This window comes from Amycolatopsis sp. cmx-4-83 (assembly GCF_046548815.1).
In the GTDB taxonomy this organism is placed as follows: Bacteria; Actinomycetota; Actinomycetes; order Mycobacteriales; family Pseudonocardiaceae; genus Amycolatopsis; species Amycolatopsis pretoriensis_A.
In genome coordinates this window covers 369,951-391,685 of the sequence record NZ_JAEBEF010000009.1, presented here as the reverse complement: position 1 = coordinate 391,685, position 21,735 = coordinate 369,951, and the positions used below count along the sequence as shown (strand labels likewise).

General features: G+C 71.2%; 17 protein-coding genes and 1 pseudogene. 6 read left to right on the top strand and 12 right to left on the bottom strand.

The window, feature by feature from the left end; translation table 11 throughout:
- The first annotated feature begins 68 nt into the window (after positions 1-68).
- Together ACLJQM_RS28765 and ACLJQM_RS28760 are read left to right on the top strand one after the other, a co-directional pair.
- Positions 69-1,325: a glycosyltransferase gene (locus ACLJQM_RS28765; protein ID WP_410633466.1), complete on the top strand. Its 1,257-nt coding sequence runs from the start codon at positions 69-71 to the stop codon at positions 1,323-1,325.
- Positions 1,325-3,154, top strand: a complete 1,830-nt coding sequence (locus ACLJQM_RS28760) for an ArnT family glycosyltransferase (RefSeq protein ID WP_410633465.1) — start codon at positions 1,325-1,327, stop codon at positions 3,152-3,154. Before ACLJQM_RS28765 ends, ACLJQM_RS28760 begins: the two co-directional genes overlap by 1 nt.
- A gap of 47 nt (positions 3,155-3,201) precedes the next feature.
- On the opposite strand, the gene ACLJQM_RS28755 is transcribed toward ACLJQM_RS28760, so the two are convergent.
- Complete coding sequence (locus ACLJQM_RS28755) at positions 3,202-3,981, bottom strand: hypothetical protein (protein ID WP_410633464.1); 780 nt, start codon at positions 3,979-3,981, stop codon at positions 3,202-3,204.
- Positions 3,982-4,132: 151 nt separating this feature from the next.
- On the bottom strand, positions 4,133-4,558 hold the full coding sequence (locus ACLJQM_RS28750) for a nuclear transport factor 2 family protein (RefSeq protein WP_410633463.1): 426 nt from the start codon (positions 4,556-4,558) through the stop codon (positions 4,133-4,135).
- Positions 4,559-4,647: 89 nt separating this feature from the next.
- Between ACLJQM_RS28750 and ACLJQM_RS28745 the strand changes: the two genes are divergently transcribed.
- Positions 4,648-5,382, top strand: coding sequence for a hypothetical protein (locus ACLJQM_RS28745; RefSeq protein ID WP_410633462.1), 735 nt, complete (start codon positions 4,648-4,650; stop codon positions 5,380-5,382).
- Here the strand turns inward: ACLJQM_RS28745 and ACLJQM_RS28740 are convergent.
- Both ACLJQM_RS28740 and ACLJQM_RS28735 read right to left on the bottom strand, forming a co-directional pair.
- Positions 5,370-5,681: an AfsR/SARP family transcriptional regulator gene (locus ACLJQM_RS28740; protein WP_410633461.1), complete on the bottom strand. Its 312-nt coding sequence runs from the start codon at positions 5,679-5,681 to the stop codon at positions 5,370-5,372. The genes ACLJQM_RS28745 and ACLJQM_RS28740 overlap by 13 nt on opposite strands.
- A gap of 131 nt (positions 5,682-5,812) precedes the next feature.
- Positions 5,813-6,079: pseudogene (locus ACLJQM_RS28735) on the bottom strand (AfsR/SARP family transcriptional regulator); the annotation flags it as partial.
- 114 nt (positions 6,080-6,193) lie between these two features.
- Between ACLJQM_RS28735 and ACLJQM_RS28730 the strand changes: the two are divergent.
- Entirely contained in the window at positions 6,194-6,904 is a 711-nt protein-coding gene (locus ACLJQM_RS28730; protein ID WP_410633460.1) for a PP2C family protein-serine/threonine phosphatase, read from the top strand.
- 2 nt (positions 6,905-6,906) lie between these two features.
- On the opposite strand, the gene ACLJQM_RS28725 is transcribed toward ACLJQM_RS28730, so the two are convergent.
- The 7 genes from ACLJQM_RS28725 to ACLJQM_RS28695 form a co-directional block, all read right to left on the bottom strand.
- Complete coding sequence (locus ACLJQM_RS28725; protein ID WP_247020560.1) at positions 6,907-7,386, bottom strand: DUF2127 domain-containing protein; 480 nt, start codon at positions 7,384-7,386, stop codon at positions 6,907-6,909.
- A 47-nt stretch (positions 7,387-7,433) separates the two neighbouring features.
- Positions 7,434-9,782, bottom strand: a complete 2,349-nt coding sequence (locus tag ACLJQM_RS28720) for a GH92 family glycosyl hydrolase (RefSeq protein ID WP_410633459.1) — start codon at positions 9,780-9,782, stop codon at positions 7,434-7,436.
- A 64-nt stretch (positions 9,783-9,846) separates the two neighbouring features.
- Positions 9,847-10,635, bottom strand: coding sequence for a hypothetical protein (locus tag ACLJQM_RS28715; RefSeq protein WP_410633458.1), 789 nt, complete (start codon positions 10,633-10,635; stop codon positions 9,847-9,849).
- Positions 10,636-10,814: 179 nt separating this feature from the next.
- Positions 10,815-12,263, bottom strand: coding sequence for an amidohydrolase (locus ACLJQM_RS28710; RefSeq protein ID WP_410633457.1), 1,449 nt, complete (start codon positions 12,261-12,263; stop codon positions 10,815-10,817).
- A gap of 179 nt (positions 12,264-12,442) precedes the next feature.
- Entirely contained in the window at positions 12,443-14,005 is a 1,563-nt protein-coding gene (locus ACLJQM_RS28705; protein WP_410633456.1) for an ABC transporter permease, read from the bottom strand.
- Positions 14,002-14,901, bottom strand: a complete 900-nt coding sequence (locus tag ACLJQM_RS28700) for an ATP-binding cassette domain-containing protein (RefSeq protein ID WP_410633455.1) — start codon at positions 14,899-14,901, stop codon at positions 14,002-14,004. Before ACLJQM_RS28700 ends, ACLJQM_RS28705 begins: the two co-directional genes overlap by 4 nt.
- Positions 14,902-14,903: 2 nt before the next feature.
- Positions 14,904-15,518, bottom strand: a complete 615-nt coding sequence (locus ACLJQM_RS28695; RefSeq protein ID WP_247020549.1) for a TetR/AcrR family transcriptional regulator — start codon at positions 15,516-15,518, stop codon at positions 14,904-14,906.
- A gap of 236 nt (positions 15,519-15,754) precedes the next feature.
- Here ACLJQM_RS28695 and ACLJQM_RS28690 point away from each other — a divergent pair, with 236 nt between their 5' ends.
- Together ACLJQM_RS28690 and ACLJQM_RS28685 are read left to right on the top strand one after the other, a co-directional pair.
- Positions 15,755-18,988: a S8 family serine peptidase gene (locus ACLJQM_RS28690; RefSeq protein WP_410633454.1), complete on the top strand. Its 3,234-nt coding sequence runs from the start codon at positions 15,755-15,757 to the stop codon at positions 18,986-18,988.
- 131 nt (positions 18,989-19,119) lie between these two features.
- On the top strand, positions 19,120-20,511 hold the full coding sequence (locus ACLJQM_RS28685; protein ID WP_410633453.1) for a discoidin domain-containing protein: 1,392 nt from the start codon (positions 19,120-19,122) through the stop codon (positions 20,509-20,511).
- On the opposite strand, the gene ACLJQM_RS28680 is transcribed toward ACLJQM_RS28685, so the two are convergent.
- Entirely contained in the window at positions 20,499-21,659 is a 1,161-nt protein-coding gene (locus ACLJQM_RS28680) for an ROK family protein (protein WP_410633452.1), read from the bottom strand. The two genes, ACLJQM_RS28685 and ACLJQM_RS28680, sit on opposite strands and share 13 nt — an antisense overlap.
- Positions 21,660-21,735 lie beyond the last annotated feature (76 nt).

Sequence of the window (21,735 nt, the reverse complement as noted above, 5' to 3'; positions counted from 1 at the left end):
GCGCGGCGCACAGCAACCGCACAGAGAGATCACACGGTCGCCAAAGCGGCGGCCGCGACCGTAGGGGCATGACAGCCACCGCCCCCGCACCGCGGCCCGGGACCGTGCCGGTCGATCTGGCCGGTCCGCAGCCCGTTCTCGACGTCGTCATCCCGGTCTACAACGAAGAGGCCGACCTCGAACCGTGCATCCGACGGCTGCACGCGCACCTGGCCGAACACGTCTCCTACCCGTACCGGATCACCGTCGCCGACAACGCGAGCACCGACGCGACGCTGCAGGTGGCCGAACGACTGGCCCGCGAGTTCCCCGAGGTGGCCGTCCACCACCTCGACGAGAAGGGCCGCGGCCGCGCGCTCAACGCCGTCTGGCGGGCTTCCGACGCCGCTGTCCTCGCCTACATGGACGTCGACCTCTCCACCGATCTCGCCGCGCTCGGACCGCTCGTCGCGCCCCTGCTCTCCGGGCACTCGGACCTCGCCATCGGCAGCAGGCTCGCCCGGGGGGCGCGAGTGGTGCGCGGGCCGAGGCGCGAGTTCATTTCCCGCTGCTACAACCTGATCCTCCGCTCGACGCTGGCCGCGAAGTTCAGCGACGCGCAGTGCGGGTTCAAGGCGATCCGCGCCGACGTCGCCCGCGAGCTGCTGCCGCACGTCGTCGACACCGGCTGGTTCTTCGACACCGAGCTGCTCGTCCTGGCGCAGCGCGCCGGGCTGCGGATCCACGAGGTGCCGGTCGACTGGGTCGACGACCCGGACTCGTCGGTCAACATCGTCAAGACCGCCACCGAGGACCTCAAGGGCATCGCCCGCGTCACGAAGGCCACCTTCACCGGCGAGATCCCGATCAGCAAGCTGCGCGAGCAACTCGGCCGCCAGCCGATCGGCGTCGACGCGCCCGGCGTGCCGCCACGACTGGTGACGCAGCTCGTGCGGTTCGCCGCGATCGGCGTCAGCAGCACGCTCGCCTACCTCGTGCTGTTCCTGGTGCTGCGGACCGTCGTCGGCGCGCAGGCCGCGAACTTCGCCTCGCTGCTGGTGACGGCGATCGGCAACACCGCGCTGAACCGGCGCCTCACGTTCGGCATCCGCGGCCGCACCGGTGCCGGGCGCCACCAGTTCGAAGGGCTGATCGTGTTCGGCCTCGGCCTGGCGCTGACGAGCGGAGCGCTGGCCCTGCTCAACGGCTCCACCACACCCGGCCTCGTCCTGGAGATCACCGTGCTCGTGCTGGCGAACCTCGCCGCCACGGTGCTCCGCTTCCTGCTCCTGCGCGGCTGGGTCTTCAACCCGCGCCGCCAGGCCGCCACCCAGAAGGAGTTCTGATGACCGCCGTCCTGTCCGACCCCGTGACGCGGGAACCGCGCCACCGCAAGGACTCCGTGGCGCAGGCGCCACCGCGCTGGGTCCGCCCGGCGGTGTTCGGGCTGCTGGCCGCGAGCGCGGTGCTGTACTTCTGGAACCTGACCGCGTCCGGCTACGGCAACTCCTTCTACGCGGCGGCCGTGCAGTCCGGGACGCAGAGCTGGAAGGCGTGGCTGTTCGGGTCGCTCGACTCGGGCAACGTGCTGACCGTCGACAAGCCGCCGGCCGCGTTGTGGGTCGGCACGGCGTTCGCGCGGATCTTCGGGTTCTCGAGCTTCACCGTGCTGGCGCCGCAGGCCCTGATGGGCGTCGCGTCCGTCGGGATCCTGTACCTCGCGGTGAAGCGGACCGCGGGCCCGGTCGCCGGGCTGCTGGCGGGCGCGATGCTCGCGGTGACGCCGGTGGCGGCGCTGATGTTCCGGTTCAACAACCCGGACGCGCTGCTCGTCCTGCTCATGGTCGCGGGAGCCTACTTCGTCGTGCGCGCAACGGAAAAGGCGAGCCCGGTGTGGCTCGCGCTGGCCGGTGCCGCGATCGGGTTCGGCTTCCTGACGAAGATGATGCAGGCGTTCCTGGTGCTGCCGGCGTTCGGGCTGGCGTACCTGCTCGCGGCGCCGACGTCGCTCGGCAAGCGGCTGCTGCACCTGGGCGGCGCGGTCGTCGCGCTGGTCGTCTCGGCGGGCTGGTTCATCGCGCTGGTCGAGCTGTGGCCGGCGTCGTCGCGGCCGTACATCGGCGGGTCCGAAGGGGACAGCCTGCTCGAACTCGCGTTGGGCTACAACGGGTTGGGCCGCATCTTCGGCGGCGAGGGCAACGGTGGCACGGGCGGCGGCGGGATGGGCGGCAACACCGGGTTCGGCGGGTCGACGGGCCTGTTCCGGATGTTCGGCGCCAGCTTCGGCACGGAGATCTCGTGGCTGCTGCCCGCGGCGCTGATCGGGCTGGTCGCCGGGTTGTGGTTCACGCGGCGAGCGCCGCGCACCGACCGGACGCGGCTGGCGCTGGTCCTGTGGGGCGGCTGGCTGGTCGTGACGGCGCTGGTGTTCAGCTTCATGAGCGGCACGGTCCACCCGTACTACTCGGTGGCGCTCGCGCCGGCGATCGCCGGGCTGGTCGCGATCTCGGGCCGCGCGCTGTGGCGGGGCCGGGCCAACCCGGGCCCGCGGGCGACGCTCGCCGGCATGGTCGTCGCGACGGCGGTGTGGTCGTTCATCCTGCTCGACCGGACGCCGGACTGGTTCCCGGCGCTGAAGTGGGCCGTCGCGGTGCTGGGTGTGGTGGTCGGCACGGTGCTGGTGATGGGCGCGCCCGCGTCGCGCCGGCTGGTCACCGTCGTGGCGGCGGCGCTGGTCCTGACCATCGGGGTGTCGTCGGCGGCGTACGGAGTCGAGACGGCGTCGGTGGCCCACACCGGTTCGATCCCGACGTCCGGCCCGACGTCGAGCGGCTTCGGCCGCGGCGAGGACTCTTCGTCGAGCACGATCGGTTCCCTGCTTTCCCAGACGACGACGAAGTGGGCGGCGGCGACGACCGGCTCGCAGAGCGCGGCGTCGCTTGAACTGGCCAGCGGCAAGGCGGTGATCGGCATCGGCGGCTGGAGCGGCTCGGACCCGGCCCCGACGCTGGCCGAGTTCAAGGCGTACGTGGCGGCGGGCGAGGTCAAGTACTACATCGAGGGTGGTCGGGGCGGCGGACCCGGCGGGGGCTCGTCGGAGATCACGGACTGGGTGACGGCGAACTTCACCGCCACCACGGTCGACGGCCAGACGGTGTACGACCTGCAGAGCTGACAGTGCTGACGGGTGCGAGGCCCTGGTCCTTTACAGGGGCCCGGGCCTCAGTCCGCCGGGGTGATTTCCCGGGTGTCGCGGACCTTGGCGTTGTAGTGCGCACGGCGCACCACGGTCGTCTCCACCAGCGCCTCGAAGTGCCTCGACTTGCGCTGCTTGCGGAGGAACTTCCGGTCGCGCAGCTTCTCCGCCGCGGCCGCCGTGCCGTAACCCCAGCACCCGGCGAGGATGACGATTTCCGCCGTCTCCGGCGCGAGCGGGTTCACCGTCCGGATGATCAGGCCGAAGTCGCTGGCCGGATCGCCGGCCTTGTCGTACCGCGGGACCGCTGCGGCGGTCCCGGACAGCCGGTCGTGCACCGCCGGGCCGACCCCCGGTTCCCACTTGAACTCGTAGGAGATCGCTCCGCCGAGGTTCCCCATCATCGTGGCGGTCACGGAATTCCCGTCGGGCCCGCCGATCAGGACGAGGTCGGAGCGCATGTCCTGGGAATTCAGCTCCTTGGATTCGACGATCCGCCCCTTGAAACCCAGTTCGCGCAGCTGGGATTCGATTTCGACGAGGGCGAGGATGTCCCCCTTGCCCACCATTCCGGTCGGCTCGTAGCGGGTGATCGGCTCGAAATCGGGCGCGCCGAGGACGAGGAGCGGCTTCCGGCTGCCCATCGCTTTCCAGAACCGGCGGGCCCGCAGCAACCTGAGCCGTCGGCCCGCTTTCGTGGCCAGCCACACCGCCGTGCCACCGATCGCCGCGGCGATCAGGTTGAGCGAGACGTCGGGGAAGGCGCCGAGGACCACGCCGCCGAAACTCGCTGGCGTCAGCACCATTCCGCGACCACCCCTCACCCGGCCGTCGACGCCGTGAGCGACCACCCTACCCGGCGGTGCGGGACTTATCCGGCAGCTCACGACCGGTCGACGATCCGTTACCCGCGCCCGGTCGAATCCCGCCACGAACGGCGGATTGACGAATCCGCGATCAAAGAATCGGCCGCAGGTGGTGGCTGATGTCGCCGACCAGGTCCACCGTCGCGCGGCGCTCGGTGAAGTGCCAGCCGGTCTCCGCCTTCGTGAACCGGTCTGCGTAACGCCCGGCCGCGATTGTCTGCAGCGGCAGCCCCGGAACCGCCTGCAGCACCGTGAAGTACGCGCTCGACGAAGCCGTCGAGCCGGTCACTTCCCAAGCCACGTTCGTGGTCACGTGCTTGGTCCGCGGAGTCCCATCGTCGTACACGATCACCGTCTCGCGCAGCATTCGCTCCACCGCCGCCGCGCCTCGCAACGTGCCGCCGCTGCCCGTGAACTCCCCTGAGGAGAACAGTTCGCCCACCGCGGTGAAATCGCCTGCGTCGACCAGGGCCGCGTACGAAAAGATCAAGTTCGCAAGCGCCCGGTAGTCGTCCACGGAAACGATCTTACAGAGAAAATATGGAAACCTTCCGTAGCTTGGCCGGTGAACGGCGGCAGGGGGCCGCCGGGCAGGGGGTGCACCACATGGACCGACGAAGGCTGCTCAAGATCGGCGTTGCCACCGTTGCCGGGGCCACGCTGCTGCAAGGAACCGCGGCCGCGGACACCGGGCTTCCGCCGGTGCCGGGTATGCTCGGGGACCGGCGGGCCAACGAACTCTGGTACCAGCTCGACGAAATCGCGCTGTACCACCCGGCGCAGGACGTCCAGGACGCCTACGCTGTGCTCTTCCCGTTCATCCAGCAGAACGCGCCCGAAGGCCTGTACGAAAAGTGGCGGGCGCTGAGCCAGGAACCCGGCTACCCCGGCAACTACGCCGAGTTCGTCAAGCCCGTCGAACAGCCGCTGCGGACGCTCTCGAACCTCCAGCTCGGCAACTTCGACCGCTTCTACCGCGGCGACGGCGAGGGCCTCACCCGCGCCTTCGCCGCCTTCGGGCAGGGGGTGCTCTTCGACCCGCGGCGGGCGCCCGTCGAGTCGGAGGTGCACACCATGGACGGCGATCCGCCGAACGGGTACCACTTCTGGCACGCCGTGCAGCGCGCGCAGATGGTCCTCGACATCGACCGGCGGCGGTGGGCCGCACTCGATCCGCTGCTCGGGTTCGCCTGGGCGCTGCAGTCGATCGCGAAACCCGACCACCGGCACGTCAACCCCGGGCTGCCCCGTGACCAGGTCCGCGCACTGGCGCGCTACTGGCTGCCGCGCTCGCCGCGGCAGCTCGACCTGGACTTCCGGTCGGCGCCCTACCCCGCCTGAACGTCGAGCACCCGCTGGTAGGCCGCCCGCAGCGCCGGGCCCGGCTCGATGCCGAGGCGCTCGGCCAGCAGCCGGCGGCCGCGGTGGTAGACCTCGATCGCGTCCGCCTGGCGGCCGCTCGCGCAGAGCCCGGCCATGAGCAGGGCCCTGGCGCGTTCGCGCAGCGGGTGCTCGACGACGAGCGCGGTGGCGTCGGGGACCGCCCGCAGGTGCTCGCCCGACGCCACTTCCGCGGCGATCCGGCCCTCCAGGACCGCCAGGCGCAGCTCTTCGAAACGCGCCGACTCCCCCGCGCGCAACGGTTCGGCGACGCCACATGCTTGCGGGGGTTCCGGGTGGCGGAGCCCCCGGCCCGGGGCGAAGCCCCGGATGGCGCGGCGAGCACCGGGCCGCGCCAGAGCTCCAGCGCGGCGCGAAACGCCTTCGCCGCGCGGACCGGCCGGCCCGCCCGCAGGTCGCCGTGGCCGGCGTCGGCCAGCCGTGCGAACTCCTCGGCGTCGATCGTGCCGCCCGGGGTCAGCAGGTAGCCGCCGCCCGTGCGGACGAGCCGGCCGAGCGCGTTCCGCAGCCGGGAGACGTACGTGCACACCTGCGCGTCCACCGTCGAGGGCCGCTCGGCCTCCCACAGCAGCGAAATCAGCCGTTCGTCGGGCACCACCCGGCCGCGCGCCAGCGGCCCGAGTATCCGGAACTCCATGCCCCCCACCCCGTTCCCACGGTACGCGGACCTACACCGCGAGCACAGGAAAGTCTCAGACGGCCCACAGGTTCGGCGCGGATCATGGTGGTCAGAGGGGATGAGGAGGCCGCGATGATCACCACACGTCCGGGGTACCCGCGCTGGCACACCGCGAGCGCGCAGGGCCCCCGCTCGCTCAACGCCGACGCCGTCGGGGCGTACGCCGCCGCCGGCGGGCCCGGCGTCGCCTTCGCGCTCGCCGACGGGGTCGGTGACGATCCCGCCGCCGCACGCGCGGCCCGCGCCGCCGCCGCGGCCGCCGCGCGGACTCCCGTCCACAAAGGACCGGTCGAGGCCGTGCTCGCCGCGCAGCGCGCCGTGCGCGAGCAGACCGGCGGGGACGCCGTGCTCGTCGTCGCGATGCCCGCCGCGCACGGCGGCTACCGCATCGCCTGGGTCGGCGACACCCGCGCGTACGCCTGGGACGGCACCACGCTCTCGCGGCTGACCACCGACCACACGCTCGCCGAGTACTTCCGCGCCCGCCACCAGCCGGTGACCCCGCGGATGGAGCACGTGGTCACGACCAGCGTCCGCACCGCCGAACCGCACGAAATCGGCACGGCCGAGACCCCGAGCGCGGGCCTGCTGCTGACCAGCGACGGCATCCACAAGCCGCTCGCCGGCGCCGGCATCCGCGCCGTGCTGGCCCGGCCGGGCACGGGCGCCACCGAACTCGTCGAGGCGGCGCTGGCCCACGGCGGCTCGGACAACGCGACCGCCATCTACGTCGAACCCCTGGAGGCCGACAGCACGACGGTGCGATTTCCCGTCGCCGCGTGACGCTACTCAGCCCGCTTCAACTGCCGGTACTCGCGCAGCACCAGGACGATGATCACGACGTCGAGCGCGGCGAAGAACGGGAGCGCGATCGAGTGGGTGTGCACGGCCCGGAAGATCTCGTAGACCACGAAGGCGGCGAGGATGACCGCGGCCACCGGGTACGCGCGGACGATCTTCCGGGCCAGCGCCCACACGAGGCCGAGCTTGATGAGCCCGTGGGCGAGCAGGTAGGCGACGGCGAACGTCTTGGTGTCGCCGTTGAGGAAGTTCTCCGTCGCCGACTCGAGGTGCCGCGCGAGCGTGCCCGACGGGTCGCCGAGCAGGTCCCGCGTGATCACGGCGTGGGTGAACCCGCTCACGGCCGACGCCGGGATGAAGGCGAGGACCAGGGCCCCGACGACCTGCAGAGCGCCGTCGAGGCCCTTGATCGCGATGGCGACCCGGAAGAACTTCTCGGTCGCCGTGGTCTTCGCTTCCGTCATGCTCCCAGCTCAGCACAAACCGCAGGTCACCGCACCTGGGACGAGCCTCACAAGGCGGGCGGAACGGACGCCGTGCCCCAGGTGGTCGGGGTGTCGCTCAGCGAGAACCGGATCTTGCCCGCGCGGAGCAGGTCAGCGTGGGAGATCCAGGCGCGGTCGTAACCGCGCGACCCGATCCGGACGTCCTTTGTGTACTGCAGCTTAGCCGCGCTCGCGCCGGGCGCCTCGATCTCGATCTTGCGGCCGCCGGCCGGGCGGATCTCGACCTTCTCGAACATCGGCGTGCTGAGCAGGTACGTCCCGGAGCCGGGCTGGGCTTCGAAGACACCGGTCATGCCGAAGACGAGCCACGACGATATGGTGCCGAGGTCGTCGTTGCCGGGCATGCCGTACGGCGTGTCGGTGAAGAGCGTCCGCGCCGCGCGCAGCACGGCCGACGTCTTCCACGGCGCACCCGTCCAGCTGTACATCCAGGGGGCGTGCAGGTCGGGCTCGTTGTTCGGGTTGAAGGCGAAGTTGTTGTGGTAGTCGTACGCGCCGTGGACCCAGGAGTCCTTGGCGGCCTTCGCCGGGTCGGCCAGCAGCAGCGGGATGTCGAAGAAGGTGTCGAGCCGCTTCTCCGCCTGCGCCGGGCCGCCCATCAGGCCGAACAGCTTCGCCGGGTCCTGCTGCGCGAGCCACTGGTACTGCCACGGCGTGCCCTCGTGGAAGCCGGTCGACTGCGCCGGGTCGGGGTTGCCGACGCCGGTGCCGTCCGCGGCCTTGGTGCGCGGGAAGCCGGTGAAGCCGTGGGATTCGACGCCGGTGTCCCAGAGCTTGGCGAAGTTGCCGCAGCGGTTCTTGAGCGTCTCGGCCTTGTCCCCGTACCCGAGTCCTTGCGCCATTGTGGACAGTGCGCAGTCGGCGAGGGCGTATTCGAGGGTCGCCGAGCCGGCCTGGCGGGTGTCGCCGTAGGTGTAGCCGGGGAGGTCCTGGTACCCGATCCAGCCGTTCTTCACGTAGGACGGATTGCCGTCGCGACCGCGGAAGACCGACTGGTCCTCCGGCACTTCGTTGGCGTTGCGCCACAAGGCGTCGAAGAGCTGTCGCGCGGTCTTGTCGTCGAGGATGCCGCGGCGGTAGTTGTCGACCACCCACGGCGTGACGGGGTCGCCGCTCATCACGTTCGTCTCGCCGCCGCCCAGCGCCCAGCGCGGGACCCAGCCGCCGTCCTGGTAGACCTTGAGGACGGACTTGGTCATGTCCGCGGCCTTGTCCGGGTGCAGGAGCGCGACGAGCTGGTTCTGCGAGCGGTAGGTGTCCCAGAGCGAGAACATCTGGTAGTACGTGTCGCGGCTGCGGTGCACGGCGTCGTCGAAGCCGCGGTAGGAACCGTCCACATCGGACCCGACGGACGGGTGCAGCAGCGACCGGTACAGCGCGCTGTAGTAGGTGCGCTGGTCGGCGGTCGTCCCGCCGGCGACGCGCATCCGGTTCAGCTCGCCGGCCCAGGTGTCGTGAGCTTGCTTTTCGGCTTTGTCGAACGACTTGGGCTGCTCGGTCTTGCGGTTCAGCCGGGCGCCGTCGATCGAGGTGTACGACAGCCCGACGGAGGCGCCGACCTGGTTCTTTTCGGTGCCGAAGGTGAGCCAGGCGCCGGTCCGCTGGCTCCCCAGCTTCGCGTCGCGCTGGTTCGGCGTCAGCTTGCCGTCGGTCCAGGTGCCGAAGCTCGTGAACTTTCGGTCGAACTTGGCGCTGAAGAAGACCTTGTAGCGCTCTTTCTGGGTCTCCCAGCAGAAGTTGCCGCCCTGCAGCCAGCCTTCGACGGTGTCGTCGCCGACGACGTGGACGTCACCGGCGTAGGTGTAGCCGTTGCTCTCGCCGACCTCGACGAGGACGTTCTGGCTCGCGCCGGAAGGGAAGGTGTAGCGGTGCTGACCGGTGCGCTGGGTGGCGGTGAGCTCGGCTTCGACGCCGTTGCCGAGCTTGACGCCGTAGTACCCGGGGCTGCGGGTTTCGTCCGCGTGGCTGAACTTGGCGCCGTACTGCGCGGGATCGCTGCTGGTCACGGCCCCGGTGGTGGGCATGAAGCGGAAGTTGCCCATGGTCTGGCAGCCGACGCCGGAGAGGTGGGTGTGGCTGAAGCCGAGGGTGGTGTCCTGGGCGTAGTCGTAGGACGCGTACTTCTTGAGCTGGGTGTCCGGGCTGAGCTGCACCATCCCGAAGGGGGTGGTGGCGCCCGGGAAGGTGGTGCCGTCCCCGTTGTTGCCGATCGAGGTGTCGACGAGCGTGGTGGGATCGTCGGCGAACCTGGGCCCGCTTTGGGCACCGGCGGGGGTCGCGAGGGCCACCGTGGTGGCGCCGGCGAGCAGGGTGGCGAGGACGCGCGTCCCCCGCTTTGGGATGCCACGTCTCATCCGTTTCCTCCTGACAACGTTGTCACATACACCGTGTGATCTTTTCCGTTGTCCGGTGGACAAATCAACCCCCGAAGGTGAACTTCGTCTTGTCCGTCCGTTCGGAGGTCCCCGCGGCGGTTTCGGCCACGACGTCGACGAGTCCGGGGTACCCGGCCGGCCGGTCCGGCACGGCCACGACGGCCTGCGTCGTGCTCGGCGGACCGATCCGGGTCGCGGGCAAGGTCCCGAAGAGGATGGTCGCGTCCATGAGCCCGGTTCCGGTCACCGTCACCGCACCGCTCGCCGAGGTACCGGGGTCGATGCCGCTCACGACCGGTGCCGCCGGGGCGCCGGGACCACCACCCGGCCCGGTGCCCGGCAGGTTCTGCGCATCGATCGCGGTTTGCGCGGTGCGGGACCCGAAGTAGAACCCGATGACCAGGCTCAGCACGGTCAGTACCGAGGCGACGATCGTCTTGCGCAGGTCCGGCGCGTCGTCGGCGGCCGAGAAGACGGTGACGCCGAGCGCGGCGGCGACCAGCGCGACTATGAGGTAGGCGATCGTCGTACGGGCGGAGTTCACGGTGCCCCGCGGGCGGGCGATCAACCGCAGGACGGCGATCAGGTCTTCGCGGCGGATTTTGCCGCTCTTCAGCCAGTCGGTGAGCTCCTTCCGCCATTTGACGGCCTTGACGAGGTCGTAGCACAGGGGAACGAAAGCCGCGACGAGGATGATGACGACGAGTACCCCCACCAGCCACACCGCGGTCGTACCCGAGACGGAGATCAAGCCGGTGGCAGGCTTCGAAACGGAAGCCGGCGGCGTGGTCTGCGCCGGCACGAGGTGCAGACTCTCCCTGAAATGCGCCATCATCCCACCACCTGTTCTCGGAACGAGACACAAATGGTGCGACCGAAAAAGGGCTGCGCGCGGACGGACTGCCGAATCGGATCGATTTCTTCACCCGACCGGAATTTCGGCCGGGATTTGCCTGCGCCGCGCTACGCCGGTCCGGGAAATTCCCGCCGTGTTCCCTATTCGTTCCCCGCTCAGATCTGGTGCGTCACGTGGCCGCCGAGGATGGTGGCCGTCACCGGGAGGTTTCTCAAGTCGGACGGCGACAGCGTCGACGGGTCCGTCGCCGTCACCATCAGGTCCGCGAGGTCGCCCACCGCCACGCCGCGCCGGCCGCCGGACGAGGAAGCCAGGGCCTCGGCGAACGGGATCGACTGTTCCGGGTGCCACGGTGGCCTGTCGTCGTCCGTGCGGGCGACCGCCGAAGCGATTCCGTCCCACGGGTCGAGGGGCGCCACCGGGGCGTCCGAGCCGAACTCCAGGCGGGCGCCCGATTCCAGTAGCGAACGGTACGGGTACGCGCGCGAAGTCCGGCCGTGCCAGTGGCGGTCCGCCACGTCCCGGTCGTCCGGCTGGTGGGCGGGCTGGATCGACGCCACCAGGCCCAAAGCCGCGAACCGGGGGATGTCGGCCGGCGAGAGCAGCTGGGCGTGCTCGATGCGGCCCGGGCAGCCGACCTCCTCGAACGCGTCCAACGCGATCGTGTTCGCGTGGTCGCCGATCGCGTGGACCGCCGGGAGCAAACCGTGGTCGAAAGCGCGCTGCATCAACGGGACCAGCGAATCCGGCGGCAGTTCCAGCGAGCCCGGGGAATCGCTGCCCGGGTACGGTTCGTGGCAGTAGGCCGTGCGCGTGTTGAGGGAACCGTCCACGAAGAGCTTGAACGGGCCGACCGTGAGGAGCCCGCCGGAATCCGGGAGGACGTCGCCCGTGCGGTGGCCGCGCTCGATGGTCTGGTCCAGCAGGTGCTTCGCGATCACGCACGAGATCCGCGTCGACGGCTTGGCCCGGCGGGTCCAGTCCGCCACCGTGTCCGCGAACTCGTAGTCGACGATCTGCGTCACCCCGCGGGCGGCCGCCGCGGCGAGGGCTTCCGCCACCCACTCGTCCTGGGTGTCGATCGCCGCCGTCGGGAGCTGGGCCGTCGCGCTCATGCAGTCGGCTTCCAGCAGGACGCCCGTCGGGTGGTCGCGGCCGATCAGCTTCAGCGCCGCCGGGCTCAGCCACAGCGTGTGCAGGTCCGCGCTGAACAACGCGACCGCGCGGCCGGGCAGCGCGCGCTGCAGCATGTCCTTGTGCGGCAGGTCCGGCCACAGCCCGTCGCGGAAGCCCGCGCCCACCACCAGTTCCGACTGCGCGGCCGGCGTCGCCAGCAGGTGCGCCAGCAGCAGCTCGATCGCCTCCGCCGCCGACCGGGCCGCGCCCAAGGGGATGCGACGGCGGGACGTCGCCCACTGCACGACGTGGACGTGCGCGTCCACCAGACCCGGCAGCAGTGTGCCGCCGTGGCCGTCGACCACCCGCGCGGCGAACCCGGGCGCCCCCGGCTCGGTGATCGCCGTGACGCGGCCGTCGTTCACCCGGACGTCCGCGAGCTCGCCGCCGAGTCCGGGGCGCACGCGGCGCAGCAGGAGATCATCCATGCCGCTTACCTTGCCAGCCGGACCCGTCCGGGTGAAGCACGGCTTGAGATGGGAAATATCCGGGTACTAGCTACCGTTGACACAGATGGCAGCCGTCGCCCGCCGAAGGGTCAGGGCCGGTCCATGGGCGCCGCCTTCACAAGCCGCGCAGGGTTCGACTCCCTCGGTTGCCGCCGAGCTCACCCCACCGGGATGTCCCGGCGTCGCAAGGCGATCAGCCCGAGCGCGCCGGCCGCCGCCGCGATCAGGACCAGCCACAGGACCGGGGCCGCGGCGAACGTCCCACCCGGCAACCGGGCCAGGTGCTGGAACGGCGAAATCCCCAGCACGACGTCGTTCCACCGCAACGCCGTCCCCACCAGCGACAGCAGCAGGAACGCGCCCAGCAGCCCCCACGCCGCCGCCGCGAAGCGCGGGACGAACCCGATCAACGCCGCCGCCAGACCCGCGAGCATCCACACCGCCGGCAGCTGCGCCAGCGCCGCCGGAACCAGTGACGCGCCCGTTCCGTACGCCAACCCGGTCGCGAGTCCCGTGACCGCCAGCAGGACCGCCGAGCCGGCCAGGGCGATCAGCCAGTGCGCCGACGCCCAGCCGAGCCGTCCGACCGCCGTCGCCAGCACCGGTTCCGCGCGGCCCGCCGCCTCCTCGGCACGCGGCTTCAGCGTCGCCTGCACCGCGTAACCCGCCGCCGCGAGGCCGAACAGCGTCATCGTGCCCGCCAGGTACGCGTCGGTCACCGCGCCCCCGCCACCCATGCGGGAGAGCACGTCCGCGACGGCCCGGTTGTCGCGCATCATGTCCGCGACGTTCTGCGCGACCCCGCCCATCAGCAGCCCGATCAGCGCGAGGCAGCCGGTCCAGACCACGAGCGTCCCCCGCTGCAGCCGCCAGGCCAGCGCCCACGGCGAGCGCAGGGACGCCTTCGCCGTCGCCCGCCCGGGCCGTGCTGGAAGCAGCGCCGCGCCGAGATCACGGCGTGCCGACAGCAGAACCGCGGTCCCGAAGAACACGGCGGTCGCGAGGACGCCCACCGCGAGCACCCACCACTGTTCCCCCGCGAAGGGCCGCAGCCGGTGCGCCCAGCCGATCGGCGACAGCCACGCGAGCCAGGACGCCGAGCCGCTGCTGTCGCCCGCCGCGCGCAGCAGGAACGCCAGGACCAGCCCGCCGATCCCGATGCCCCGCGCGCCGCTCGCACCCCAGGTGAGCTGCGCCGCGACCGCCCCGACGCCGGCGAACACCCAGCCGGACGAGGTGAACCCGAGTCCCAGCGCCAGCGCGCCGGCGACGGGAACCCCCTGCGCGGCCAGACCGGCCGCCACGACCAAGCCGTACACCAGGCACGCGCCGCAGGCCGCGAGCACCGCCGCCGCCAGCCCGGCGTGCCGCCCGACGGCGGTCGCGCCGGTCAGCTCGCGGCGTCCGGCCTCCTCTTCGGCCCGGGTGTGCCGGACGACGGTGAGCAACGCGACCAGCCCGACCACGACCGGGACGAACCCGCACTGCCAGGCCAGCAGGTTCCCGGCCGACGAGCCGTAGAGCGGGCCGTTGCGGACCACGAACGTCGCGCTGGACGCGTTGAGGTCGTAGAAGTGCTGCCGCGACGCCGCGTCCGGGTACGCCGCCTCGATCGAGGACAGGTAGCCCAGCGGCGCGGCCGCGAGGCAGACGATCCACAACGGCATGAGCAGCCGGTCGCGGCGCAGCACCACCCGCAGCAGCGCCCAGGTCCCGGTCATCGCGCCGCTCCGACCGGCTCGTAGTGGCGCAGGAACAGCTCCTCGAGCGTCGGCGGGCGGCTGACGAGGTTCCGCAGCCCGGCCTCGGCCAGGTGCCGCATGACGTCGTCCAGCGCCGCCTGGTCGACCGAGAGGTGGACGTGCGAGCCGTACGAGCTCAGGTCGTGCACGCCCGGCAGCGACCCCAGGTCCGCCGGCACGCGCACGAGCGACGCGTCGATCGTGATCCGGCCGAGGTGCCGCAGGTCGTCCAGGGTCCCCGACTCGACGGTGCGGCCGGCGCGGATGATCGTGACGCGGTCGCACAGCGCCTCGACCTCGGACAGGATGTGCGACGAGAGCAGCACCGTCCGGTCGCCGCGTCCGCGCTCCTCCTCGACGACCTGCCGGAAGACCTCTTCCATCAGCGGGTCGAGCCCGGACGTCGGCTCGTCGAACACCAGCAGCTCCACATCGGACGCCAGCGCCGCGACGAGCGCGACCTTCTGCCGGTTGCCCTTCGAGTACGTCCGGCCCTTCTTGCGCGGGTCGAGGTCGAACCGCTCGACGAGTTCCGCGCGCCGCTTGACGTCGAGCCCGCCGCGCAGCCGGCCGAGCAGGTCGATGACCTCGCCGCCGGTGAGGTTGGGCCACAGCGTGACGTCACCGGGGACGTACGCGAGCCGCCGGTGCAGCCGCGTCGCGTCCGTCCAGGGGTCGCCGCCGAGCAGGGTGGCGCGGCCGCCGTCGGCCCGCATCAGCCCCAGCAGGACGCGGATCGTGGTGGTCTTGCCCGCGCCGTTGGGCCCGAGGAAGCCGTGCACCTCGCCGGTGTGCACGGTCAGGTCGAGCCCGTCGAGGGCTTTCGCCGTGCCGAACGCCTTGGTGAGGCCATCGGCGGTGATCGCTTCGGCCATCGTCATTCCTTCCTCCGGTACGCGGCCAGCGCTTCGCGGGCCTTTTCGAGGACTTCGGTGGTGGCGAGCGGGTTCAGGAACAGGTGGCCGGCGGCGGCCGACATCCGCAGCATCGCCTCGTTCGTGCCCGGTTCCTCGCCGAGCGCGCGGGCGACGTGGTCCTGCAGGATCATCAGGCCGCCGGTCATCGCGGCGAGGGCGGCGGCGACACCCCGCGGGTCGGGCATGTCCATGCCCTGCTCGCGGAAGTAGCTCTCGGTGCCGTCGACGATCTCGACGAACTGCGCGGCCGCGGCTTCGGAGCCGTCGATCATCGCGCGGCCCATGTACCGCCGGAACAGCAGCTGGCGGGCGTCGAACGTCGGGAGGAACCCCGGGTTCGCGGCCCCCTTCGCCAGCACCTCCTCCTTGAACTTCACCAGCTCGTCGAAGACGTGCGCGTCGCACGCCTCGCGCAGGCCGTCCTTCGAGCCGAAGTGGTGGCGGATGAGCCCGCCCGACACCCCGGCTTCCTCGGCGATGTCCAGGATCGACGTCTTCTCCATGCCGCGTTCGGTGAACAGCCGGATGGCGGCGTCGCGGATCCGGGCCCGCGCGGTGAGGTCTTCGGTGCTCATGCTCGTCCTATACGTACGTGTAGTCGACTACACGCCAACGTAGCCCCCTATACGCACATATAGCAAGAGCGTTCCTTTCACCGGAAAGCACAGCTTCGGGTTGCCGCCTAACCGGTCAGCCCATTAGGCCATTCGGCTCGCAACCAATTGCGGTCTTTGGGCTAACTGTCTTATTGCTGACGAAGATCCCACGCTGTGTACTGCACGGACGCACATCTTCACGAAGGGTCGTTTCAGTGACACAGCACAGATCGCGCTGGAGACGGCGGGCCGGGATCACCGTCCTCGCCACCGCTCTCGGCGCCTCCGTCCTCGGCGTCGCCGTTCCCGTGGCGTCCGCCCAGCAGGCCCCGCCCTCGACCGGCGCGACCGACGGCAAGACCCTCGACGAGCACGACCGCGCGCTCGTCGCCGAAGCCGAAAAGGCCGGGAAACCGGACGTCACGCTGCTGATCGCGGCGGAAAAGGGCCAGACCGGCACCGCCGTGAACGAGCTCAAGGCGCTCGGCGGCGTCGTCCAGTCCACCGACACCAAGCTCGACTACGTCAAGGTCAGCATCCCGACGGACAAGGCCGAGAAGGCCGCCAAGCTCAAGTCCGTCAACGCCGTCGACGTCGACGGCCTCATCCAGCGCGACGACCCCAAGCCCGACGGCGCGACCACCCCGCTGCCGCAGCCGGCCCCGGGCAAGAACACCCCGCGCGTCAACCCGTACCTGCCGACCGGGGACACCTACGCGGCGCAGTTCGGCCAGGTCCTGCCCAACTGGGACGGCAAGGACACCACGGTCGCGGTGCTCGACTCCGGCGTCGACCTCGACTCCCCCGCGCTGGCCACCACCAGCCACGGCGAACGCAAGATCGTCGACTGGTACAACGCCAACGCCACCAACTCCGGCGACGGCACCTGGGTCAAGCAGTCGACCCAGACCTACACCGGCACGTTCACCGCGAACGCCAAGACCTGGACGGCGCCCGCCACCGGCGGCCCGTACACCTTCGGCGTCTTCAGCGAGACCGCCGGCGACCTGGGCGGCGCGGACAGCGAGACCGGCGGTGACGTCAACCGCGACGGCGACCGCGCCGACTCGTGGGGCGTGCTGCTCGACCCGGCGACCAAGGAGGTCCGGGTCGACCTCAACGGCAACGGCGACTTCACCGACGAGAAGCCGATGACCGACTACGCCAAGAAGTACGACTACGGCTTCTTCGGCACGGACAACCCGGCGACCGACGTCGCCGAGCGGATGGCCTTCGTGGTCCAGACCGACAAGCCGGGCTACGTCGGCATCGGCATCGCCGGCGCCGAGCACGGCTCGCACGTCGCGGGCATCGCCGCCGGCAACGACCTCTTCGGCGGCAAGATGGACGGCGCCGCCCCGGGCGCGAAGCTCCTGGCCGTCAAGGTCTGCCTCACCGGCACCGCCTGCACGTCGTCGGGCCTGATCGACGGTGTCGTCTACGCGGCCGGCCACGGCGCCGACGTCATCAACATCTCGATCGGCGGCCTGCCCGCGCTCAACGACGGCAACAACGCCCGTGCGGAGCTCTACAACCGCACGATCGCCGAGTACAACGTCCAGATCTTCATCTCGGCCGGCAACAGCGGCGCCGGGGCGAACACCGTCGGCGACCCGTCGGTGGCCACGGACGCGATCTCGGTCGGCTCGTACATCACCAAGGAGACCTGGCTGTCGAACTACGGCTCGGTCACCAAGAACGCCGAGTCGCTGCACCCGTTCTCCTCGCGCGGCCCGCGTGAGGACGGCGGCTTCAAGCCGGACATCATCGCGCCCGGCGCGGCGATCGCGACCATCCCGCGCTGGGAAGCGGGAGGCCCGGTGGCCGGCACGTACGGCCTGCCCGCGGGCTACGCGATGCTGCAGGGCACGTCGATGGCGTCGCCGCAGGCGACCGGCGCGGCGGCACTGCTGGTGAGCGCGTACAAGGCGACGCACAAGGGCCAGCGGCCGCCGGTCGCGCAGCTGCGCTCGGCCATCAAGTCGACCGCGCGGTTCGTGCCGGGCATCGACGCCTACGCCCAGGGCGCGGGCCTGTTCAACGTCCCGGCCGCGTTCGTCGCGCTGTCGCTGAACCCGAAGCCGGACGCCGTTTCGACGTCGGTCGAGGTGCACACGGCGCTGTCGCAGCAGCTGGCGACGCCGAACACGGGCGTGGGCATCCACGACCGCGAAGGCGTGACCACGGGCACGGCCTACACCCGGACGTACACGATCACCCGCACCACGGGTTCGGCGCAGCCGGTGCCGTACTTCGCGCGGTGGACGGGCAACGACGGGACGTTCTCGTCGAAGTCCACGGTGGTCCTGCCGCTGAACACGCCGGTGAAGTTCGACGTCAAGGTCGACCCGAAGAAGGCGGGCGCCCACTCGGCGGTGCTGAACCTGGACAACCCGCTGACCATCGGCATCGACGTGCAGACCCTCAACACGGTCTTCGCGCCGCAGGAGTTCACCGCCGCCAAGGGTTACCAGGTCGACGTCTCCGGCAAGATCGCCCGCAACCAGGCGACCAGCTACTTCGTGCGGGTGCCCCAGGGCGCCAGCGCGCTGAAGGTGGACCTGGACGCGGGCGCCGGCGCCCCGGGCAAGGGCCAGGTGCGGTTCCTGCGCTACGACCCGACCGGTGTCCCGGCCGAGGCCAGCACGTCGACGACGTACTGCTACCTCCCCGACGCCGGTGCCGGCTGCCCCGGTGGCACGCCGACCAGCCGCACGATCGCCAACCCGCTCCCGGGCGTGTGGGAGATCGTCGTCGAGGCGCGCCGGACGTCCGATGTGGCCGACGCGGCGTACAAGCTGACGGCTTCGGTGCTCGGCACGGCGATCTCGCCGAACCCGGACACCATCGCCTCGGCCACGCTGGGCACGCCCATCGCGCGGTCCTACACCGTGACGAACACGCTGGGCGCGTTCACCGGCAAGCTGAACGGCGCCACGCTGGGCAGCGCGAAGGTGGCGCGGCCCTCGATCGCCGAAGGCGCGCAGCAGCAGTACCAGATCGCGGTGACGCCGGGTTCGACGTCGCTGACGGCCACGATCGGCAAGACGTCCGACACGGGCGCCGACCTGGACCTGGTGCTGTACAACTGCACGACCGGCACCTGCGTGCAGGCGGGGGTCAGCGCGGACGGTGACTCCGAGGAGTCGGTGACCGTGCCCAACCCGGCCGCGGGTGTCTGGGTCGCGCTGGTCGACGGGTACGCGGTGCCTTCCGGCACCACCGAGTACGACTACCTCGACGTCTTCACCAACCCGGCCTTCGGGTCGGTCGCGGTGAACGACACCGTCGCGGCGCACGCGTCGGGCAGCTCGTGGACGGTGCCGGCGACGGTGACGGTCACGACCGCCCCGGCCGCGGGCCGCACCCTGCGCGGTCAGCTGACCGTGCAGACCGACACCGGTGTCACGGTCGGCTCCTCGCTGGTGCTGGTCAACGCCGTGAGCTAGTCCCGCTCAACGGAAACCGCCCCGGGTTCGCCCGGGGCGGTTTTCGCTGTATTGGTGGGTTTCCGACGCAAGTTTGCGTATGTGCGGTGAACTCTTGCCCCTTTTCGGTGCGTGTCCGTATGGTCTGGAACATGCGCCGGATTTCGACGTTCTTCGCCGCGCTTCTGTTGCTGGCGGCCACTTTGCCGGGTGCCGCGCACGCGGCCTCGCTGTCTTCCCGGACCCATTTGTTCTACTACCCGTGGTACGGCGGCGGTTCCACCGGCTACCGCCATTGGACGCAGGGCGGCCACACGCCGCCGTCCGACATCGGCGCGAACTTCTACCCCGTGCTGGGCGCCTACGATTCCGGCGATTTCTCCGGCGCCGTCGAGCAGCACATGCGCTGGATCGAGCAGTCCGGCGCCGGGGTGATCGTGTACAGCTGGTGGGGCCAGGGGTCCTATGAGGACGGTCTGGTGGCCGGCGTGCTCGAAGCCGCGGCCCGGCACGGGATCCGGGTCGCGTGGCACCTCGAGCCCTACAGCGGACGGACGGCGGCGTCCACCGTGGCCGACCTGAACTACATCCTGGGCCGGTACGGGTCGAGTCCCGCGTTCTACCGCGAAGGCGGCCGTGGCGCGTTCTACGTCTTCGAGAGCCTGCGGATCGGCGACTGGACGGCGCTGGACCAGGTGCGGTCGTCGGCGATCGTGCTGGCGCAGACGACGGACACGAGCAAGGTCGCGCACTTCGGCGGGATGTACACCTACGACGCGATCGCCGGGGCCACCGCGCCGGGCTGGCGCGAGGCGGGGGCTTACTGCGAAGCGAACGGGCTCGTGTGGGCACCTTCGGTGGGTCCGGGGTACGTCGACGATCGGGCGGTGCCGGGCAACACGACTCCGACGTTGGCGCGGGACAACGGCGCGACCTACGACCGCGAGTGGCAGAACGCGCTTTCTTCGCAGGCGGACTGGGTTTCGGTGACGTCGTTCAACGAGTGGCACGAGGGGTCGGTCATCGAACCGGCTTCTTCCTCGCCACCTTCGGGGGCTTACGAGACTTTCTCGGGGGCCTACGGGACTTCCGGTGCGGCTTCGGAAACCGCTTACCTGGACCGGACTCGGTACTGGGCCGCTCAGCTCGGCGGGCAACCTGCGTCGGTCAACCTGGCTCAGGGGCGGCCGGTGACCGCCAGCGGGGCGCAGGGCGGGTATCCGGCGGGGAACGCCGTGGACGGGAATGCTTCGAGTTATTGGGAGAGCGCGAACAACGCGTTCCCGCAGACGTTGACGGTGGACTTGGGCGCGCCGGCCGCGGTCGGCCGGGTGGTGCTGAAACTGCCGGCGTCGTGGGGTCGCCGGACGCAGACGATAGCCGTGAACGGCGGGACTCCGACCGGGTACGCGTTCGACCCGGCGACCGGGAACGCGGTGACGATCCCGGTGTCCGCGGCGGATCGGTACCTGCGGCTGACTTTCACGGGGAACACCGGGTGGCCGGCGGGTCAAGTGTCCGAAGTGGAGGCTTACGCCTCCTGAGCCCGGCTCACGAACGGCGCCGGATCCGCCAGCACCCGGTGCACCACCCGGCCCGCGGCCCCCAGCGTCGCCGCGTCGCCACCCAGGCGTGAGGCCGTCAGCACCGGGGGTGCGCCGCGGAGGCCGCCCAAGCGGGTGGTCAGGACGTCCGTCACCGGGCCGGACAGCCACGGGTACAGCTGCGTGAACACCCCGCCCAGCACGATGCGGTCGAGATCCAGGAGGTTCACCGCCGACGTCAGGGCGACACCGAGGGCTTCCCCGGCGGCCGCACACGCTGCCCGCGCCGCGCGGTCGCCGTCCGCCAGCGCGGCCAGGAACGCGGGCAGCGTCGGCGCGTTTCCCGCCGCCAGCAACGCTTCTTGGCCCGCGAAGGTCTCCAGGCAGCCGCTTCCGCCGCACCGGCAGAGCGGGCCCTGGGGCGCGACCACGACGTGACCGAGCTCGCCGGCCAGGCCGCGGGCGCCGGCGAACAGCGCGCCGTTCACGACCAGGCCGGCGCCGATGCCGACTTCGCCGGAGACGTAGAGGAAGTCGCGCTCGCCGTCGCCGTACCAGAGCTCCCCCAGCGCCGCGAGGTTCGCTTCGTTGTCCAGTTCGACCGGGACCGGCAGGTGCAGGTCGGCCGGGCGGACGTCCTGCCAGCCGAGGTTGGGGGCGCTGAAGAGGACGCCGTCGCCGACCGGGCCGGACACCGCGAGCACCGCGCCCGCCACCTCCAGGCCGAGCCGGTGGGTTTCGGTGAGCGCCTCGGTGGCGAGCGCCTGCAGCTCCCCCAGGACCTTCTTCGGGCGCGAACCGCGGTTGTCGCGCTCGCGGCGGGCGGCGAACCGGACGCCGCCGGTGAGGTCGAGCGCACGCACGGCGAGGTAGTCGACGTTGATTTCGAGCCCGAGCGACGCCACTCGGGCCCCGCTGAGCACGACGTCCACGCCCGGACGGCCGCGTTCGCCCGCGCGGGCGGGCCCGGTCTCGGCGAGCAGGCCCGCGTCGACCAGGTCGCCGACGAGCTTGCTCACCGTGGACTTGGTCAGGCCGGTGACCTCGGCGAGTGCGGCGCGGGTGAGCGCGCCGCCGCGGTGGACCGCGCCCAGCACGACCTCGAGGTTGCGGGCGCGCATCTCCTCGTGCCGCACGGCCTGGGTCATCTCGTCCCCTCCTGCTGTGCACTTTAACCGGGCCCCTTGACGCCCGGGAGCCGGACAGCGCATATTTAGTCTACAA

Bases quoted from the DNA above. Each gene is read 5' to 3' on its own strand.
- ACLJQM_RS28765 (WP_410633466.1), top strand. From the start codon at position 69: ATGACAGCCACCGCCCCCGCACCGCGGCCCGGGACCGTGCCGGTCGAT.
- ACLJQM_RS28760 (WP_410633465.1), top strand. From the start codon at position 1,325: ATGACCGCCGTCCTGTCCGACCCCGTGACGCGGGAACCGCGCCACCGC.
- ACLJQM_RS28755 (WP_410633464.1), bottom strand. From the start codon at position 3,981: ATGGTGCTGACGCCAGCGAGTTTCGGCGGCGTGGTCCTCGGCGCCTTC.
- ACLJQM_RS28745 (WP_410633462.1), top strand. From the start codon at position 4,648: ATGGACCGACGAAGGCTGCTCAAGATCGGCGTTGCCACCGTTGCCGGG.
- ACLJQM_RS28730 (WP_410633460.1), top strand. From the start codon at position 6,194: ATGATCACCACACGTCCGGGGTACCCGCGCTGGCACACCGCGAGCGCG.
- ACLJQM_RS28725 (WP_247020560.1), bottom strand. From the start codon at position 7,386: ATGACGGAAGCGAAGACCACGGCGACCGAGAAGTTCTTCCGGGTCGCC.
- ACLJQM_RS28720 (WP_410633459.1), bottom strand. From the start codon at position 9,782: ATGAGACGTGGCATCCCAAAGCGGGGGACGCGCGTCCTCGCCACCCTG.
- ACLJQM_RS28715 (WP_410633458.1), bottom strand. From the start codon at position 10,635: ATGGCGCATTTCAGGGAGAGTCTGCACCTCGTGCCGGCGCAGACCACG.
- ACLJQM_RS28710 (WP_410633457.1), bottom strand. From the start codon at position 12,263: ATGGATGATCTCCTGCTGCGCCGCGTGCGCCCCGGACTCGGCGGCGAG.
- ACLJQM_RS28705 (WP_410633456.1), bottom strand. From the start codon at position 14,005: ATGACCGGGACCTGGGCGCTGCTGCGGGTGGTGCTGCGCCGCGACCGG.
- ACLJQM_RS28700 (WP_410633455.1), bottom strand. From the start codon at position 14,901: ATGGCCGAAGCGATCACCGCCGATGGCCTCACCAAGGCGTTCGGCACG.
- ACLJQM_RS28695 (WP_247020549.1), bottom strand. From the start codon at position 15,518: ATGAGCACCGAAGACCTCACCGCGCGGGCCCGGATCCGCGACGCCGCC.
- ACLJQM_RS28685 (WP_410633453.1), top strand. From the start codon at position 19,120: ATGCGCCGGATTTCGACGTTCTTCGCCGCGCTTCTGTTGCTGGCGGCC.
- ACLJQM_RS28680 (WP_410633452.1), bottom strand. From the start codon at position 21,659: ATGACCCAGGCCGTGCGGCACGAGGAGATGCGCGCCCGCAACCTCGAG.